General features: G+C 65.0%; 24 protein-coding genes. 19 read left to right on the top strand and 5 right to left on the bottom strand.

The window, feature by feature from the left end:
* Nucleotides 1–5 precede the first annotated feature (5 nt).
* Nucleotides 6–422, top strand: coding sequence for a DUF805 domain-containing protein (locus IM701_RS10950; protein ID WP_193826961.1), 417 nt, complete (start codon nucleotides 6–8; stop codon nucleotides 420–422).
* On the opposite strand, the gene IM701_RS10945 is transcribed toward IM701_RS10950, so the two are convergent.
* Together IM701_RS10945 and IM701_RS10940 are read right to left on the bottom strand one after the other, a co-directional pair.
* The gene (locus IM701_RS10945; RefSeq protein WP_193826960.1) at nucleotides 419–2,956 is read right to left on the bottom strand and encodes an ABC transporter permease; all 2,538 of its coding nucleotides are present in this window, start codon (nucleotides 2,954–2,956) and stop codon (nucleotides 419–421) included. The two genes, IM701_RS10950 and IM701_RS10945, sit on opposite strands and share 4 nt — an antisense overlap.
* Nucleotides 2,953–3,660 carry an ABC transporter ATP-binding protein gene (locus tag IM701_RS10940; RefSeq protein WP_193826959.1) on the bottom strand — a complete coding sequence of 236 codons (708 nt, stop codon included), beginning with the start codon at nucleotides 3,658–3,660 and terminating at the stop codon, nucleotides 2,953–2,955. The genes IM701_RS10945 and IM701_RS10940 overlap by 4 nt, the downstream gene beginning before the upstream one ends.
* 68 nt (nucleotides 3,661–3,728) lie before the next feature.
* On the opposite strand from IM701_RS10940, the gene IM701_RS10935 reads away from it, so the two are divergent.
* Nucleotides 3,729–4,424, top strand: coding sequence for an arylesterase (locus IM701_RS10935; protein WP_193826958.1), 696 nt, complete (start codon nucleotides 3,729–3,731; stop codon nucleotides 4,422–4,424).
* A 3-nt stretch (nucleotides 4,425–4,427) separates the two neighbouring features.
* Here the strand turns inward: IM701_RS10935 and recF are convergent, their stop codons facing one another.
* On the bottom strand, nucleotides 4,428–5,501 hold the full coding sequence (recF, locus tag IM701_RS10930; RefSeq protein ID WP_039337337.1) for a DNA replication/repair protein RecF: 1,074 nt from the start codon (nucleotides 5,499–5,501) through the stop codon (nucleotides 4,428–4,430).
* A 68-nt stretch (nucleotides 5,502–5,569) separates the two neighbouring features.
* Nucleotides 5,570–6,598, bottom strand: a complete 1,029-nt coding sequence (gene pspF, locus IM701_RS10925) for a phage shock protein operon transcriptional activator (protein ID WP_039337338.1) — start codon at nucleotides 6,596–6,598, stop codon at nucleotides 5,570–5,572.
* A gap of 181 nt (nucleotides 6,599–6,779) precedes the next feature.
* Here pspF and IM701_RS10920 point away from each other — a divergent pair, with 181 nt between their 5' ends.
* The 15 genes from IM701_RS10920 (at nucleotide 6,780) to IM701_RS10855 (ending at nucleotide 12,034) form a co-directional block, all read left to right on the top strand.
* The gene (locus IM701_RS10920; protein WP_169745747.1) at nucleotides 6,780–6,938 is read left to right on the top strand and encodes a hypothetical protein; all 159 of its coding nucleotides are present in this window, start codon (nucleotides 6,780–6,782) and stop codon (nucleotides 6,936–6,938) included.
* Nucleotides 6,938–7,759 (top strand): phage shock protein PspA, encoded by an 822-nt coding sequence (gene pspA, locus IM701_RS10915; RefSeq protein WP_370584311.1) that lies wholly within the window; start codon nucleotides 6,938–6,940, stop codon nucleotides 7,757–7,759. The genes IM701_RS10920 and pspA overlap by 1 nt, the downstream gene beginning before the upstream one ends.
* A 3-nt stretch (nucleotides 7,760–7,762) precedes the next feature.
* On the top strand, nucleotides 7,763–8,059 hold the full coding sequence (gene pspB / locus IM701_RS10910) for an envelope stress response membrane protein PspB (protein WP_039337340.1): 297 nt from the start codon (nucleotides 7,763–7,765) through the stop codon (nucleotides 8,057–8,059).
* Nucleotides 8,056–8,430, top strand: coding sequence for an envelope stress response membrane protein PspC (gene pspC / locus IM701_RS10905; protein ID WP_039337341.1), 375 nt, complete (start codon nucleotides 8,056–8,058; stop codon nucleotides 8,428–8,430). Before pspB ends, pspC begins: the two co-directional genes overlap by 4 nt.
* A 30-nt stretch (nucleotides 8,431–8,460) precedes the next feature.
* Nucleotides 8,461–8,745, top strand: coding sequence for a hypothetical protein (locus tag IM701_RS10900; protein ID WP_039337342.1), 285 nt, complete (start codon nucleotides 8,461–8,463; stop codon nucleotides 8,743–8,745).
* Nucleotides 8,742–9,044 (top strand): hypothetical protein, encoded by a 303-nt coding sequence (locus IM701_RS10895; RefSeq protein WP_039337344.1) that lies wholly within the window; start codon nucleotides 8,742–8,744, stop codon nucleotides 9,042–9,044. The genes IM701_RS10900 and IM701_RS10895 overlap by 4 nt, the downstream gene beginning before the upstream one ends.
* On the top strand, nucleotides 9,041–9,313 hold the full coding sequence (locus tag IM701_RS10890; protein WP_039337347.1) for a hypothetical protein: 273 nt from the start codon (nucleotides 9,041–9,043) through the stop codon (nucleotides 9,311–9,313). Before IM701_RS10895 ends, IM701_RS10890 begins: the two co-directional genes overlap by 4 nt.
* Nucleotides 9,314–9,324: 11 nt before the next feature.
* Nucleotides 9,325–9,570: a hypothetical protein gene (locus IM701_RS10885; protein WP_039337349.1), complete on the top strand. Its 246-nt coding sequence runs from the start codon at nucleotides 9,325–9,327 to the stop codon at nucleotides 9,568–9,570.
* A 33-nt stretch (nucleotides 9,571–9,603) separates the two neighbouring features.
* Entirely contained in the window at nucleotides 9,604–9,816 is a 213-nt protein-coding gene (locus IM701_RS10880) for a hypothetical protein (protein WP_039337351.1), read from the top strand.
* Nucleotides 9,813–9,989, top strand: a complete 177-nt coding sequence (locus IM701_RS10875) for a hypothetical protein (protein WP_169745748.1) — start codon at nucleotides 9,813–9,815, stop codon at nucleotides 9,987–9,989. Before IM701_RS10880 ends, IM701_RS10875 begins: the two co-directional genes overlap by 4 nt.
* A 39-nt stretch (nucleotides 9,990–10,028) precedes the next feature.
* A complete protein-coding gene (locus tag IM701_RS22125) occupies nucleotides 10,029–10,154 on the top strand; it encodes a hypothetical protein (protein ID WP_255527728.1) in 126 nt (41 codons plus the stop codon).
* Nucleotides 10,155–10,163: 9 nt separating this feature from the next.
* Nucleotides 10,164–10,577 carry a SufE family protein gene (locus IM701_RS10870; RefSeq protein ID WP_039337353.1) on the top strand — a complete coding sequence of 138 codons (414 nt, stop codon included), beginning with the start codon at nucleotides 10,164–10,166 and terminating at the stop codon, nucleotides 10,575–10,577.
* A gap of 16 nt (nucleotides 10,578–10,593) precedes the next feature.
* Nucleotides 10,594–10,944 (top strand): YbaN family protein, encoded by a 351-nt coding sequence (locus tag IM701_RS10865; RefSeq protein ID WP_193826957.1) that lies wholly within the window; start codon nucleotides 10,594–10,596, stop codon nucleotides 10,942–10,944.
* A 74-nt stretch (nucleotides 10,945–11,018) separates the two neighbouring features.
* Nucleotides 11,019–11,591, top strand: coding sequence for a hypothetical protein (locus IM701_RS10860; protein ID WP_193826956.1), 573 nt, complete (start codon nucleotides 11,019–11,021; stop codon nucleotides 11,589–11,591).
* Nucleotides 11,592–11,620: 29 nt separating this feature from the next.
* On the top strand, nucleotides 11,621–12,034 hold the full coding sequence (locus tag IM701_RS10855; RefSeq protein ID WP_230487675.1) for a hypothetical protein: 414 nt from the start codon (nucleotides 11,621–11,623) through the stop codon (nucleotides 12,032–12,034).
* Nucleotides 12,035–12,038: 4 nt separating this feature from the next.
* On the opposite strand, the gene IM701_RS10850 is transcribed toward IM701_RS10855, so the two are convergent.
* Entirely contained in the window at nucleotides 12,039–12,554 is a 516-nt protein-coding gene (locus IM701_RS10850) for a sterol desaturase family protein (protein ID WP_039337359.1), read from the bottom strand.
* Nucleotides 12,555–12,690: 136 nt separating this feature from the next.
* Here IM701_RS10850 and IM701_RS10845 point away from each other — a divergent pair, with 136 nt between their 5' ends.
* Together IM701_RS10845 and leuC are read left to right on the top strand one after the other, a co-directional pair.
* Nucleotides 12,691–13,071, top strand: coding sequence for a hypothetical protein (locus IM701_RS10845; protein WP_193826955.1), 381 nt, complete (start codon nucleotides 12,691–12,693; stop codon nucleotides 13,069–13,071).
* Nucleotides 13,072–13,180: 109 nt separating this feature from the next.
* Entirely contained in the window at nucleotides 13,181–14,620 is a 1,440-nt protein-coding gene (gene leuC / locus IM701_RS10840; protein ID WP_193826954.1) for a 3-isopropylmalate dehydratase large subunit, read from the top strand.
* Nucleotides 14,621–14,624 lie beyond the last annotated feature (4 nt).

Raw genomic sequence — 14,624 nt, 5'->3', positions numbered from 1 at the left:
TCGCGATGAACTGGATGATCCTGCCCTATCGCCGCTATGCCGAATTCTCGGGGCGCTCTCGGCGCAGGGAGTACTGGAGCTTCGCGCTGTTCTATGTGTTGGTGATGATCGTGCTGAACGCGGTTTTCGGCACCAATGAGGTGACGCGAGGCGAGGGGGCGTTTGTCTATGGTTCCCGGCTCGTGGGGGCCGGGGAATGGATCGGCGGGTTGTTCTGGCTCGCCTCCATCGTTCCGGGCCTTGCCGTGTCGGTGCGGCGCCTTCACGATCAGGACCGCACGGGTTGGCTCCTGCTGCTTTGGCTCATTCCGTTCCTGGGCTGGTTCGCGCTGGTCGTCCTGATGTGCCTCGAGGGCACGCGTGGCCCCAACCGCTTCGGACCTGATCCCAAGAACCCGACGCCAGCGGACGTATTCTCCTAAAGCTCGCGCAGCACTTGTGCCGGTCGGGTTCGCAGCAGCCCGACCGAGCCGGTGATCGCCAGCACCATCACCAGCGCCACGCCAGCGCCCAGCACGCCAAGGATACGCGGCCAGTCGGGCAGCCAGTCGAACTCGAACAGCAGCACGATCACGCCCCAGGCCACCCCTGTGCCCAGCACCAGCGCCACGCCCGCCAGAAGCGCGCTGAGCAGCCCGTATTCGGCCACGAGAAGCACCAGCAATTGCCTGCGGCTTGCTCCCAGCACGCGCAGGATGACGTTGTCGTAGGTCTTGCGTTCGCGCGCGGCGGCAATTGCGCCTGCCAGCACGGCCATCCCGGCAAGGATCGCCACGCTCGCCGCAGCAAGGATGGCCGCTCCCATCTGCGACAGGATCTCGCGCGCCTGACCCAGCACCGGCCCGATTTCGATCACCGAGCTTGAAGGCAGGGCCTTGACCAACCCGCCAAGGATCGCTCGGCGCACGTCCGGTGTCTTCGCGCCTTCCGGCAGGCTGATCGTGGCAGCCAGATTGTGCGGAGCATCGGCAATGGCGTTGGGGCTGAACACCAGCACATAGTTGAAGCCCATATTCTCCCAGTCGATCCGGCGGAACGAGGCGATCTTCGCACTGCGCTCAACGCCAAGGATCGAGACCGCGATACGGTCGCCCAGCTTCAGCCCGAGCGCCTCGCGCAGGTCGTCGTCAACCGACACCAATGGCTCGCCAGAATAGGCCTTGGGCCACCATTCACCTGCGGTGAGCACATTGCCTTCGGGCACTTCGTCGGCATAGGTCAGCCCGCGGTCGCCGCGCAGGGGCCAGGCATTCTCCGGAATTTCCTTGAGATCGGCGACCCGAGTCATCGCATCCGCTGGTCCATAGGCAACGATCGACCCGCGCAGGGCAGGGACCTTGCGGACTGCCGCATCAGGCGCGGCGCGCTGCACGATCCGGTCGAACTCCGCAGTCCTTCCCTGGGGCAAGTCGAGCACGAAGTAGTCGGGCGCCCGGTTCGGCACCCGCAGTGCGATGTTGCCGTCCAGACTGGTCTGTACGCCTGCCAGCAGAACGAAGGCGGCAAGCCCGAAGCCCAGTGCGACAACCAGCGCCGAAGTCTGCGCTCCCGGCCGATGCAGATTGGCCAGCGCCATCCGCGCAATCGCACCCCTGGGCCGGGGCAGCTTTGCCGCCAGCCGTTGCAGCCCCCAACCGAGGGCGGACAGCAGGAGGAACAGCGCCGCCGCGCCGGCCAGAAATCCGGCGGCGAGCAGCTTCTGCGGTGCGGTCAGCACCGCCAGCGCCACGATCCCGCCAAGCCCGAGCGCGACCGGCAGCGCCGCGCCCTTCCAGCCGCCCGCCAACGGACTGACCCGCGCCCGCATCAGCGCCATCGCCGGAAAGGCCTTGGCCCGGGCCAAGGGCGGCGCGGCGAAAGTCAGCGCAATCAAGGCGCCATAGGCCGCTGCGATCGCCAGAGCGCCCCAATCAAGTACGAAGCCGGCCTCGATCGGCAGAAGGCCTTCCAGCGCCTTGCCGATCAACGGCGTGATGCTCACCCCGATCACCAGTCCGCCAAGAATCGCCAGAGACGCAGCGGCGGCCAGCTGCAGCAGATAGATCCGCGCAATGTCCCGGCTCGAAGCGCCGAGGATCTTGAGCGTCGCTATGCTCCCGCGCCGCGCTTCGAGGTAGGAGTTCACCCCATTGCCGATGCCGATCCCGGCAATCGCCAGCGCCGCCAGCGCCACCAGCACCAGAAACTGCCCCATGCGCGAGACGAAGCGGTCCAACCCCGGCGAGGCCTTGTCGCGCGTCCGCACCTCATACCCGGCCAGCGGAAACTGCGCCTTTATCCGCTCCCCCATTGCCACCGCGTCGGCACTGGCAGGAAGCTTCACGCGCAGCTTGGTCCGCACCATCGATCCCGGCTGCACCAGCTTCGAAGCATCGAGCGCTGCCTTGCTGACAATCACCGTCGGCCCCAGCGAAAAGCCTTCTGCCAGCCGATCCGGCTCGGACCCGATGACCCCGCCGACACGAAGCTCGACCTCTCCCACGCGCAGCTTGTCACCGATCTTTACGCCGAGCCGGTCCGCCACGCCCGGCGCAATCCATGCCGCCATGCCTTGCGGCGCGCCCGCCACCTTGCCGCCTTCCAGCGTGAACCGCCCGTAGAGCGGCCACTTGGCATCGACCGCCTTCAATTCGACAGGCGTCGTGCGCGTATCGTCATCCGGCACCCGCGCCATTGCCTGCAATCGCGCGCCTTCGGAAAGGTCGCCCATCGCGGCGATGGCGGCCCGCTCCTCCGCCGAGGGCTGGCGCGCCGCCAGGGTGAATTCGAGATCCGCGCCCAGCATCTCCCGCCCGCGCGTCGCCAGTTCGCGCTCGATCGCGCCCGTCAGGGTGCCTATCGCCGAGAGCGCCGCCGTGCCCAGCACCAGGCAGACCAGCAACAGCCGCAAGCCCTTGAATCGCCAATCCAATCCGCGTCGCGCCAACGCCCATGCGGCGCCCCACGAAAGGTTCACGAAGCCTTGTCCGAAGCGATCTGCCCATCGGCCAGCCGCACGATCCGCCTGCACCGTGCCGCCAGGGCTTCGTCATGGGTGACCATGATGAAGGTCGCACCGGCCTGCGCCGCGCGCGCGAACAGCAGGTCGGCCACCGCCTCGCCGGTCGCATGATCGAGATTGCCGGTCGGCTCGTCGGCAAACAGGATGGCAGGGCTCGGCGCGAGTGCCCGTGCAATCGCCACGCGCTGCTGCTCTCCGCCCGAAAGCTGCGCCGGATAGTGGTGCAGGCGATGGCCCAGCCCGACAGCCACCAATTCGGCTTCGGCCCGCGCCATGGCATCGGCCTGACCCGCCAGCTCCAGCGGCGTCGCCACGTTTTCCAGCGCGGTCATTGTCGGCAGAAGGTGGAAGGCCTGAAGCACGATGCCAATCCGCCCGCGCCGCGCGGCGGCCAGGCCGTCCTCGTCCAGTAAAGTGAAATCAGCACCGGCCACATTGAGCGACCCGCCGCTTGCCCGCTCCAGCCCGGACAGGATCGCAAGCAGCGATGACTTGCCTGAACCCGATGGCCCCAGCAGCGCCAAGGTCTCGCCTGCTGCCACGGTCAGGTCGATGCCACGGAGGATTTGCACCTGCGCGTCCCCGGTGCCGAGAGAGAGGGTGAGGGCGGATGCGGCGATTACCGGCGCCGATGAACTTGAAAGGGGGGTGCTTGTCACAGGCCTCACGTGGCATAGATTGGTTGCAGCGTGCAACCGGCACTTGGGGGCGCGCTAATGGAGTTTCAATGCGCCGCTTCGCTCATGCCGCCACCCTTGTTCTCGCCGCCTGCTCGCCAGAGAAGGCCCCCGAACCAGCTGCCACCCCTACCGCATCGGCATCCGCACAGGCGCCGGCACCGGTCCCGGCCGATGCCCCTGTCATACTGGCATTCGGCGACAGCCTTTACGCCGGCTACCAGCTCAACCCGGGTGAGGGCTATCCGCCGCGGCTGGAAGCGGCGCTCAATGCAGGGGGCGTGCCCGCCAAGGTCGTCAATGCGGGCGTCTCGGGCGATACGACTGCAGCGGCCCTCCAGCGCCTGCAGTTCACGCTCGATAACCAGCCGGTCAAACCCACCCTCGCGCTCGTCGGCCTCGGCGGCAACGACATGCTGCGCGGGCTGCCCCCGGCCGAGACGCGCGCCAACCTTGATGCGATCCTGACCGAGTTCGACAGCCGAGACATTCCGGTGGTGCTGACGGGAATGCTCGCCGCTCCAAATCTGGGCGCGGACTACCAGAAGCAATTCAACCCGATCTGGCCCGATCTCGCGAAGAAGCACAAGGCTGGCCTGGTCCCGTTCTTCCTTGCGCCCGTCCTCGGCAAAAAGGATCTGATGCTGGAAGACAATGTCCACCCGAACGCCCGAGGCGTCGACAAGATCGTCGCAGAGACAAGGGATCAGGTGGCAAAGGCGCTGAAAGCGGCCACGGCCGAGTAGCGATCAGAGCGGTTCGACCAATCCGTCGCGCACCGCCCACACGGCGCTGGACCCGGAAACTTCAGCAAATGGCGCCATCTCGGTGCCCGTCATCCACACTTGCGCCCCGCTTGATTCCAGCCGCTCGAACAGCGCCGTGCGCCGCACCGGATCGAGGTGCGCGGCAATCTCGTCGAGCAGCAGCAGGCGCGGGCGCTCGCCCGCCGTCAGTTCCGCATGGGCGAGGACAATGGCGATAAGCATCGCCTTCTGCTCACCCGTCGAACAATCGGCGGCGGGCGCGTTCTTCGCCGCCAGCGTCACGGCCAGGTCATCGCGATGCGGCCCGATCAGTGATCGCCCTGCCGCGCGATCCCGACGCCGCCCTTCGCGCAGCATGCTACGCAGCGCGTCCGCCTCGATCGGCACAGCGCTGGCATAGACCAGTGAAGGCCGCGCGAACGGCTGCTCCGGCACAGTCTCCAGCACGCGCCCGAGGGCTGCCACGAGTGCGGCCCGCGCCGCTGCCATGGCCGCACCGCTCTCGGCCATCTGCGCCTCGATCCCGTCAAGCCACAGCGGATCGGGTTCCGTCGGGTCGCCCAGCAGCCGGTTGCGCTCGCGCAGCGCCGTTTCATAGCGGGTCGCATTGCGCGCATGGCCCGGCTCGCGCGCCAGCACCAGCCGATCGAGAAACCGTCGGCGTGATCCGGCACTTTCGGCGAAAAGCCGGTCCATCGCCGGCGTCAGCCAGGTGATCGAAAGCCATTCCCCCAGCCGCGCCGCCGGCCCTTCCGCACCATTGATCCGCACCAGCCGGCGATTGGGAGCCTCGTGCGCGGTCGACGTGCCGATCTGCACTGCCCCGTCCTCGATTTCTGCCGCCACTGCGAACCCGCCAGACCCATCGCGTCCCGCCATCTCGGCCGGCTGCGCACGTCTGAGGCCGCGCCCCGGCGCCAGCAGGCTGATGGCTTCGAGCACGTTGGTCTTGCCCGCGCCGTTCTCTCCCACCAGCACGTTGAACGCGCGCATCCCTTCCAGCCGTGTCGCGGCATGGTTGCGAAAGTCGCGCAGGGTCAGGCGGGTGAGGGACATTGCTTTGAGGCGTTAGTGGGTTTGCGCGACAAGCGAAACCTCCAGTCTTGTCGCTCAGGCCCTCTCGCTCAAGTCTTGTCGCTCAGGCCATGTTTCTTCATGCAATGGCGCAACTGGTCGTAGGTCAGGCCCAGCGCCTTGGCTGTCTGGCGCTGATTGTAGCGGTTGCGGCCGAGATGGTGCTCCACGATCGCGCGCTCGTGCGCATCTACCGCCGCACGCAAGTCCGCCACGCTATCGAAATCTGCTGACGGCATGGCGCTCCGCACCGGCACTGCCCCCTCGCTCTCCGCCACTTCCGACCGCATCGATGCCACCGGCTTCCACGGGCTCTCGAACGGATCGAACTGCACATGCCCGATGGGCTGGCTCCAGTCGTCCCAGCGATAGACGGCGCGCTCCACCACGTTGCGCAATTCGCGCACGTTGCCGGGCCAGAGGTACTCCTCCATGGCCTTCTGGACTGGACCTGCAAAGCCGGGCCAGGAATCCCAGTGCAGTTCCGCCGCCATGCGTCGCCCGAAGTAGTCGGCGAGAACTGCAATATCCCCTTCGCGCACACGCAATGGGGGGAGGGTGATCACCTCGAAGCTCAGCCGGTCAAGCAGGTCGGCGCGGAAGCGGCCCTGGTCCGCCAGCTTCGGCAGGTCCTCGTTCGTTGCCGCGACAATGCGCACGTCCACGCGGACCGGCTTGCTCGACCCGATCCGCGTCACTTCGCCATATTCGACCGCGCGCAGCAGCCGCTCCTGCGCCCCCATCGACAGCGTGCCGAGTTCGTCAAGGAACAGCGTGCCCCTGTCGGCTTCTTCGAACCGCCCGGTCCGCGCCCGCGTCGCGCCGGTAAAGGCGCCTGCCTCGTGTCCGAACAGTTCGGCCTCGATCAGGGTTTCGGGAAGCGCCGCGCAGTTCATCGTCACCAGCGGTTCCTGCCAGCGCGTCGACAGGCGGTGGAGGCGCTCGGCGATCAGTTCCTTGCCGGTCCCGCGCTCGCCGATGACCAGCACCGGGCGGCGCATTGGCGCCGCGCGGCTGGCGCGTTCGACCGCGTCGAGGAACGCGCCCGATTGGCCGATGAACTGAACTTCCCTGTCCATGCCACAGGTTTAGCGCATTTTCCCAAGTCTCGGCAAGAATTCCCAACATTAAAGATAGGTGACGCACCAAGAGTGGCGGAATTCCGGGCAAATCGCAGTTTGGCACACCCCTTGCTCTAACATGAACATCCGGCACCGAGCCGGCCCGAACTGACAAGTAACCTGCCGAAAGGTCACGAAAATGTACACCGCCCGCTTTTTCTCCACCTCGCTCGGCCGCGCCAGCCTCGCCAGCATTGGTGCGATGGTCGTGATGTGCTGTTTTGCCCTGACGCAGCAGGTGAACGCGGTTCCGACCGTCGTGGCTTCCACCGCCGCCATCACTGGTGAGCTGGCATGATGACCGACGAACTCACCCCGATCCGCTCCGCACGCGACGAAGGTGGTCGCACCACCCGCCTCGATGCGGAACTGGATCGCCTGCGCAATTTCAGCAATGGTGGCGGCAATGGCCAATCCCGCCCCCTCTTCACTCCCGGAGCAAACCTGATGGGTATCTTTTCGCGGACGCGCGACATCATTGCAGCCAATTTCAACGACTTGCTTGATAAGGCTGACGATCCTGCCAAGATGATCCGGATGATCATCATGGAGATGGAGGAGACGCTGGTCGAAGTCCGCGCCTCGGCTGCCCGGACCATCGCCGATCAGAAGGAGATGGGCCGTCACGTGTCCAAGCTGGAACGCCTTCAGGCCGATTGGTCTGAAAAGGCCCAGCTCGCGCTGTCGAAGGACCGCGAGGACCTCGCCCGTGCCGCTCTGGTCGAGAAGAAGAAGGCCGCAGACATGGCTGACCAGCTCAAGACCGAGATCACCGTGCTCGACGATGCGATGCGCGCCTACGAGCAGGACATCGAAAAGCTGCAGACCCGCCTGCGCGAAGCCCGCAGCCGCCAGACCGCGATCGCAGCGCGCCTTGAAAGTGCCGAGAATCGCGTCCGCCTGCGGTCCTTGCTCGCCAGCGAGCGCGTCGATGAAGCCATGGCACGGTTCGACCAGCTGGAACGCCGCGTCGATTACGCCGAAGGCCGCGCCGATGCACTGAGCCTTGCCGACAACTCCAAGCCCAGCCTCGCGGACGAGATCGCCGCGCTCGCTGGGCAGGACAAGATCGACGAGGAGCTTGAAGCGATGAAGCGCCAGCTTGGAAAGGAAGGCTGAGCCATGGAAGACGTCGTTGCAATTGCTGCCATTTTCCTTGGTCTGCCGTGGATCATTTTCCACTACATCACCAAATGGAAAACTGCCGCCACGCTGACCAATGGCGATGAGGCGCTGCTGGAAGAGCTCTACCAACTCGCCCGCCGCCTCGATGAACGCATGGATACTGTCGAGCGCCTCGTCGCTGCCGACAATCCCGAATTCAGGCCTGCACGCATCGTGCACGACCGCGAAACCGACAATCAGAAACTGCGCGAACTGGATCGCCTTTTCGCCGAACAGGGAAGGACCTCGAAGTGAACAGCCCCCGCACCCGCTTTTATCGCGACAAGGTCAATGGCAAGTTCATGGGCGTCTGCGCCGGAGTTGCCGATTACACCGGGGTCGACGTGCTCTGGGTCCGCCTCGGGTTTCTGATCCTGGCATGTTCGATGGGCTGGCCGTTCCTGGTCTACTTTGCCTTGGGCTTCCTTGCCAACAAGAAGCCGGCAAACCTCTACGGCGATCGTCAGGAGCAGCAGTTCTGGCAACGTGTCCGCCAGTCGCCCGCCCGCACCGCCCGCGAGGTCCGCGCCGAATTCCGCGACATCGACCGCCGCCTGGCCGACGTCGAGAGCTTCTACGTCAATTCGAACCCGCGCCTCTCGGCCGAAATCGAGAAGCTGCGCTGAGAACACAACCGTCCTGAGGGGGACTGAACCATGGGACCTGACACACTGGGGCCGCTGATCCCAATCGCGGCTCTGATGATCCCGATCGTCGCGATCTGGACCAAGCACCGCACCAAGATTGCGGAGATGCAGATCAATGCGACGGCCGAACTGAGCGCCGAAAAGGCGGCCCAATACGCCCAGCACACCCGCGAACTCGAAGAACGCGTCCGCGTTCTGGAACGCATCGTCACCGACAAGGGCTTCGACACCGCCGCGCAGATCGAGGCGCTCCGCCGCGACAGCGCCGCACTGGAAGACCGGAGGGCGCAATGAACTGGGGTGGTCCCGAATTCGTCCTGGCGATCATCGCCATCTCCACTGGCGGCTGGGTGATCAACAACTGGATCCGCGCACGCCACGGCTATGCCCTTGAGGACGAATGGGGCGGCAAGACCGATCGCGCCGATCAGGAAGCCTACGCCAAGCTGCGCGAGGAGAACGCCTTCCTGCGCGACCAACTGGACAAGACGCACCAGCGCCTTGCCAACGTCGAAGCCATCGTCACCGACAGCGGCTTCGACGTCTCCCGCCAGATCGAGGCACTGCGCCCCGCTCAGGAGAAAGCGCAATGAACGAAGACGTCATCATGGTGCTGGTGTTCATGGTCATCGTCGTGCCGATCGTGCTCGGCGTCGGGGCCGACATCTACAAGCGTCGCCTCGCTTTCCGGGAACGCGAACTGGAACTGCTCTCGAAGCAGACGGCCGAGAAAGCCGCACAGTACGCTGCCCAGGCCGAACGCCTTGAACAGCGCGTCCGCGTGCTCGAACGCATCGCCACCGAAAACAATTCCGACCTCGCGCTGCAGATCGAGAACCTGCGCGAAGTCAAGGTCAACTGAGGACGCAACAAGTGGGCCCCGGATCAACCATCGTCGCGATCATCGCGATCATCGCCTTCGTCATCATCCGCACCAACCGGGATCGCTATCGTGCCGGCAGCATGCAGCAACCGCCGTTCGATCCCGCTTACACCGCCAGCCTCGAACGCGAAGTCTCGGACTTGCGCAAGCGGCTCGAAGTCCTCGAACGCATCGCTACCGACGAGGGTGAAACCCGCCGCCTGTCGCGCGAGATCGAATCCCTGCGCGACCGTTGATTTGCGAAAGGTAATTATAAGGGAGTTGCTGACATGACCCCGGATCTCGTCCTTTCCCTCTCCGGCCTCACAGGGCTTGCCATGGTCGCCCTGGCCGCCCTTCGCGGCTGGGACGGCTGGCTCGCCCTCAAGCGTATGGAACTTGAACGCGCCGATACGGGAGACGCCGGCAGCCTCATCGAACTTGCCGACATGCGCGAGCGCCTGCGCAAGCTTGAAGCCATTGCCTCGGGCGTCGACCTGTGAGCCGTCACACGGAAGGTGCAGCCAAGGCCGGCATCGGCCTCGGCTCGGCGATTGCCATCACCATTTCGTGGAGTCTGCACAAGTCCATCGTCTGGGCACTGATTCACGGCGTGCTCTCGTGGATCTACGTGATCTGGTATGCGCTTACGCGTCCGGGCGGCCTTTCGGGCTGACATCGCACACCCTCGTCACCCCGGCGAAGGCCGGGCCCCATGACTTCTCAAGTGGGACCGATCGGAGCGTCATGGATCCCGGCCTTCGCCGGGATGACGAGGGTTCGTGGCTGGATCGCCCGCCTGCCCAATCAGGCCATGGACGCCCCCCGCCGCGCCCGCTAATGCGTGCCCATGCGCAGCCTTGAAGACATTCTCGAAGAGTACGAATTCCTGGATGGCGACGAGCGCTATCGGCTCCTGATCGAGCTTGGGCGCGAGCTTGAGGACATGCCCGATGCCCTCAAGACCGACGCCACGCTGGTGCGCGGCTGCTCGGCCAGCGTCTGGGTCTACCCCACGCAGGGTGAGGGCGGGAAGCTCCACTTTCTTGCCGATAGCAACGCCGCAATCACCAAGGGCATCGTCGCGCTTGTTCTCGCTGCTGTGCAGGACAAGCCCGCGGCAGACGTCGCCGCGACGGATATTGCCGAGGAACTCGCGCCCTTCGATCTGAAAAGGCAGCTCTCGTCCAACCGCACCCAAGGCGTACCCAACATGATCGCGCTGGTTCGCGAGCACGCCGCGCGCATCGCCGCCACGGCCTGACGGCAGGGCAGGGAACTTGCGCCGCCACCTCTATCTCGCTGGCGGCGTGATCAGCGTGGCCTTGGGCGCGGTCGGGGCATTCCTTCCGATCCTGCCAACAGTCCCCTTCCTGCTCCTTGCCACCTTCTGCTTTGCCCGCTCGAATCCCGAGTGGGAGCAGCGCCTGCTAAATCACCCGCGCTATGGCCCGCCCTTGCGCCAATGGCGGGACCGCCGCGCGATCTCGCGCAAGGCCAAGACGGGCGCGCTGATCGCGATGGGTGCAGGGGTGGTGCTGACCGGGGTGACCGCAGGGTGGCCCTGGGTCCTGATCCCGGCTGTGGTCATGGGTGTGACCGGCACCTGGATCTGGACGCGCGCCGAATAGTCACTGCCATCTGTTCCACTTTTGTTCCAAATCCGATAGAGTTGTGGTGGACTCGAACGGATTGGATGTGAACGATGATTTCCCTGACTGTCGGCCCAGCTGGATCTGACATCGGTTGGCTTGACTGGACCGCCTCGGTGCTCGCTGCCTTGGCATGGCCAGTCTCGGCGCTGGTGATCGCCCTGATTTTCCGCCGCCCCCTGCTGGCGCTGCTAGCCCGTCTCGACGAACTGAGCTGGGGCGACAAGTCTGCCCGTTTCGCACAGCGGCTGGACCGCCTCGAATCCGAAGCCAGCCCCGCGCCGCCCGGGCCTGAAGGCCCCGAGATCGCCCTGACCGGCGATCACGCCCGCTTCCTCAAGCTGCTCGATCTCTCGCCCGGAGCGGCCGTGCTCGATTCCTGGGCGGGGGTAGAGGACGCGCTGCAATCGCTCGCCATCGAGCATGCCCTTGCCACCCCCGATGTGTCAGAGGCGGGCCGAACCCTGCAGAAGCGCGGCGTCCTTCCCGCGCGCACCGTTGGCATGATCGAGGACATGCGCGCGCTTCGCAACGCCGCCGCGCACGATCAGGCCATCTCCGTCTCCGACGCCCTGCGCTTCCGCAACCTGGCCAAGGGTGTGCTGAACGAGATCAGGCTGGCCTAATTTATAACCACAAGGCTTTGCGAGATATCGTGATTGAAGTATTCGACTGGACCATGGAGTTTTTCTTCGAAATCTTTTTGCAGTTTTTTGGCGAGATTATCGTGCAGGTGCTTGCCGAGCTACTTGCAGAGTTCGGCATCCGGTCATTGGCCGATCCCGTGCGCGAACCCCGCACGCCTGTTTACTCGATGGTCGGCTACACACTCTGGGGTTTGATTGCTGGCGCAATCAGCCTGTTTCTGTTTCCGGCGTCGGCAATCCGGAATCCCGCTTTCCGCACAATCAATCTAGTGGTCACACCGCTAGTGATCGCTGCCATCATGGCGATGCTCGGCAGGGCTCGAAACAAGCGTGGCCAATTGCTCGTCCGGCTTGACCGCTTTGGCTATGCTTACCTGTTTGCGTTCTCAATGGCGCTGGTACGATTTATTTGGGCTAGCTAGCGCCTCAATCCACCGCTTCCCTCAGCACCGCAATCCCCTGCTCGCGCTGCGCCCGCAGTTCCTTTTTCAGCACTTGGGGATCGCGCGCGAAGATGAAGCCGAAGCTTACTCCGCCTTCCTTGCCTATGGTTGCGTGGTGCAGCTTGTGGGCCTGCACCAGCCGCTTGGCATAGCCTTTCTTCGGAACCCATCGGAACCAGCGCTGGTGAACCAGCCCATCATGCACCAGCGTGTAGATTGCGCCATAGGCCATCACGCCAAGGCCGATGAACGTCGCCGGCCACCAGGCCTCGGTGCCCATCACCAGCGGGCTGCCGATCATGAAGAAGCTGATCGAGATGGCGGCACCGACCACCGCATAAAGATCGTTCTTCTCGAAAAACCCATTGTGCGGTTCATGGTGATCGCGATGCCAGCCCCAGCCGAACCCGTGCATCACGTACTTGTGGCTGGACCACGCCACGAATTCCATGACCAGCACGGTGGCAACGATGATCAGAATGGCAACAAGCGTCTGCATGGCGCTCCCATACACTCGCTTCGGCGCGCCCGCGACACATTCTTACACTTTGCCCGAAAGTCGCGACGGCTCGTTTTTCTGGTGTTCAGGCGCTGGCGGGCAGTTTGTCCTCACAGACCAATGAGGAGCTTTTCCCATGCGCAAGACCGTTCTCGCCGTAGTCCTTTCCAGCCTCGTCGCAGGCGTTGCCACTCGGGCTCTGGCTCATGGCGGTGACCGCTATCCCGGCAACAACCGCGCCGAAGCGGCCTACCTGACCCCTGCGCGCAATGCCGAAATCCGTCGAGAGATATACCAGCTCGACAACCGCATCTACCGCGCTCAGGTCAACCGGACGATTTCCCCGCGCGAAGCAGAAGGCTTGCGCCGCGATGCCCGCAATCTCAAGGTTGCCTATAACAATTCCGCCAATCGTGGCCTCTCGATCCGCGAATACCGCGAACTCGATCGCCGCGTGGCGACGATCAACCAGCGCCTGCGTGCCGAAAAATGGGACCGTGATGGTCGCCGGGGCTGATCGAGTGGCGGATAATGCCCAGAAGGCGTAACAAAATTACGCCGACGCGCCTCTTGGCCCGCCCTTTCCTGCTTGAATTGCGGGAAGGGCGGGCCTAACCGCTTGCACCATGTCGAACACCGCAGCACCCCGCACGCTCTACCAGAAGATCTGGGACGCCCACGTTGTCGAACAGCGCGACGATGGCACCGCGCTCATCTACATCGACCGCCACCTCGTCCACGAAGTGACGAGCCCGCAGGCGTTCGAGGCCCTGCGCGCGGCAGGCCGCAAGGTGCGCCGCCCCGATCTTACGCTCGCCGTTCCTGACCATAACCTGCCCACCACCGCGCGCCGCACCGCCGATGGCCAGCGCGTGCCCATTGCCGATCCGGAAAGCGCGCAGCAGCTCGAAGCGCTCGAGCGCAACGCACCCGCTTTCGGCATCCGCTACATCGGCGATGCTGATGCGGAACAGGGCATCGTCCACGTCGTCGGGCCGGAGCAGGGCTTCTCGCTCCCCGGCGCCACCATTGTCTGCGGTGACAGCCATACCGCCTGCCACGGCGGCCTCGGCGCGCTGGCCTTCGGCATCGGCACCAGCGAGGTCGAGCATGTGCTCGCCACGCAAACCCTGTTGCTCAAGCAGTCGAAGTCGATGGAAGTCCGCGTCGAAGGCACGCTGATGCCCGGCGTTACTGCCAAGGATGTTGTCCTGCACATCACCGGCGTGCTGGGTGCGGCTGGCGGCACCGGTTCGGTCATCGAATACACGGGCCAGGTCATCCGCGACCTTTCCATCGAAGGCCGCCTGACCATCTCCAACATGGCGATCGAGCACGGCGCCCGTGCCGGCCTGTGCGCGCCCGATGAAAAGACCTTCGCCTACCTCAAGGGCCGGCCTTATGCGCCGAAGGGCGAGGATTGGGACAAGGCCGTCGCCTGGTGGAAGAGCCTCGCGACCGACCCTGGCGCCAGTTACGACAAGGTCGTGGTGATCGACGCCAAGGACATTGCGCCGTCCGTCACCTGGGGCACCAGCCCGGAAGACGTCCTGCCGATCAGCGGCTTCGTCCCGGCGCCTGAAAGCTTCGCCGATCCATCCAAGCAGGAAGCCGCCAAGGCCAGCCTCGCCTACATGGGGCTGACCCCGGGCCAGCGGATGGAAGACGTCGAGGTGCAGAACATCTTCATCGGCTCATGCACCAACAGCCGCATCGAGGACATGCGTGCCGCCGCCGCGATCCTGAAAGGTCGCAAGAAGGCCGACAACGTCAAGTGGGCGATCGTCGTCCCCGGTTCCGGCCTCGTCAAGAAGCAGGCCGAGGACGAAGGGCTTGATCGCATCTTCACCGAAGCGGGCTTCGAATGGCGTGAACCGGGCTGTTCGGCCTGTCTCGGCATGAACCCGGACAAGGTGCCAGCAGGCGAACGCTGCGCCTCGACCTCGAACCGCAACTTCGTCGGCCGCCAGGGCCCTGGCGCCCGCACGCACCTTGTCAGCCCCGCGATGGCCGCTGCCGCTGCCGTCACCGGCCGGTTGACCGACGTGCGCAAGCTGATCGGCTGACGCA

Origin of the sequence: Novosphingobium sp. ES2-1 (genome assembly GCF_015169775.1) — a bacterium.
GTDB lineage: Bacteria > Pseudomonadota > Alphaproteobacteria > Sphingomonadales > Sphingomonadaceae > Novosphingobium > Novosphingobium subterraneum.
The sequence above is the reverse complement of the archived record's forward strand: the minus strand, read 5'-3'. Positions and strand labels throughout refer to the sequence as shown.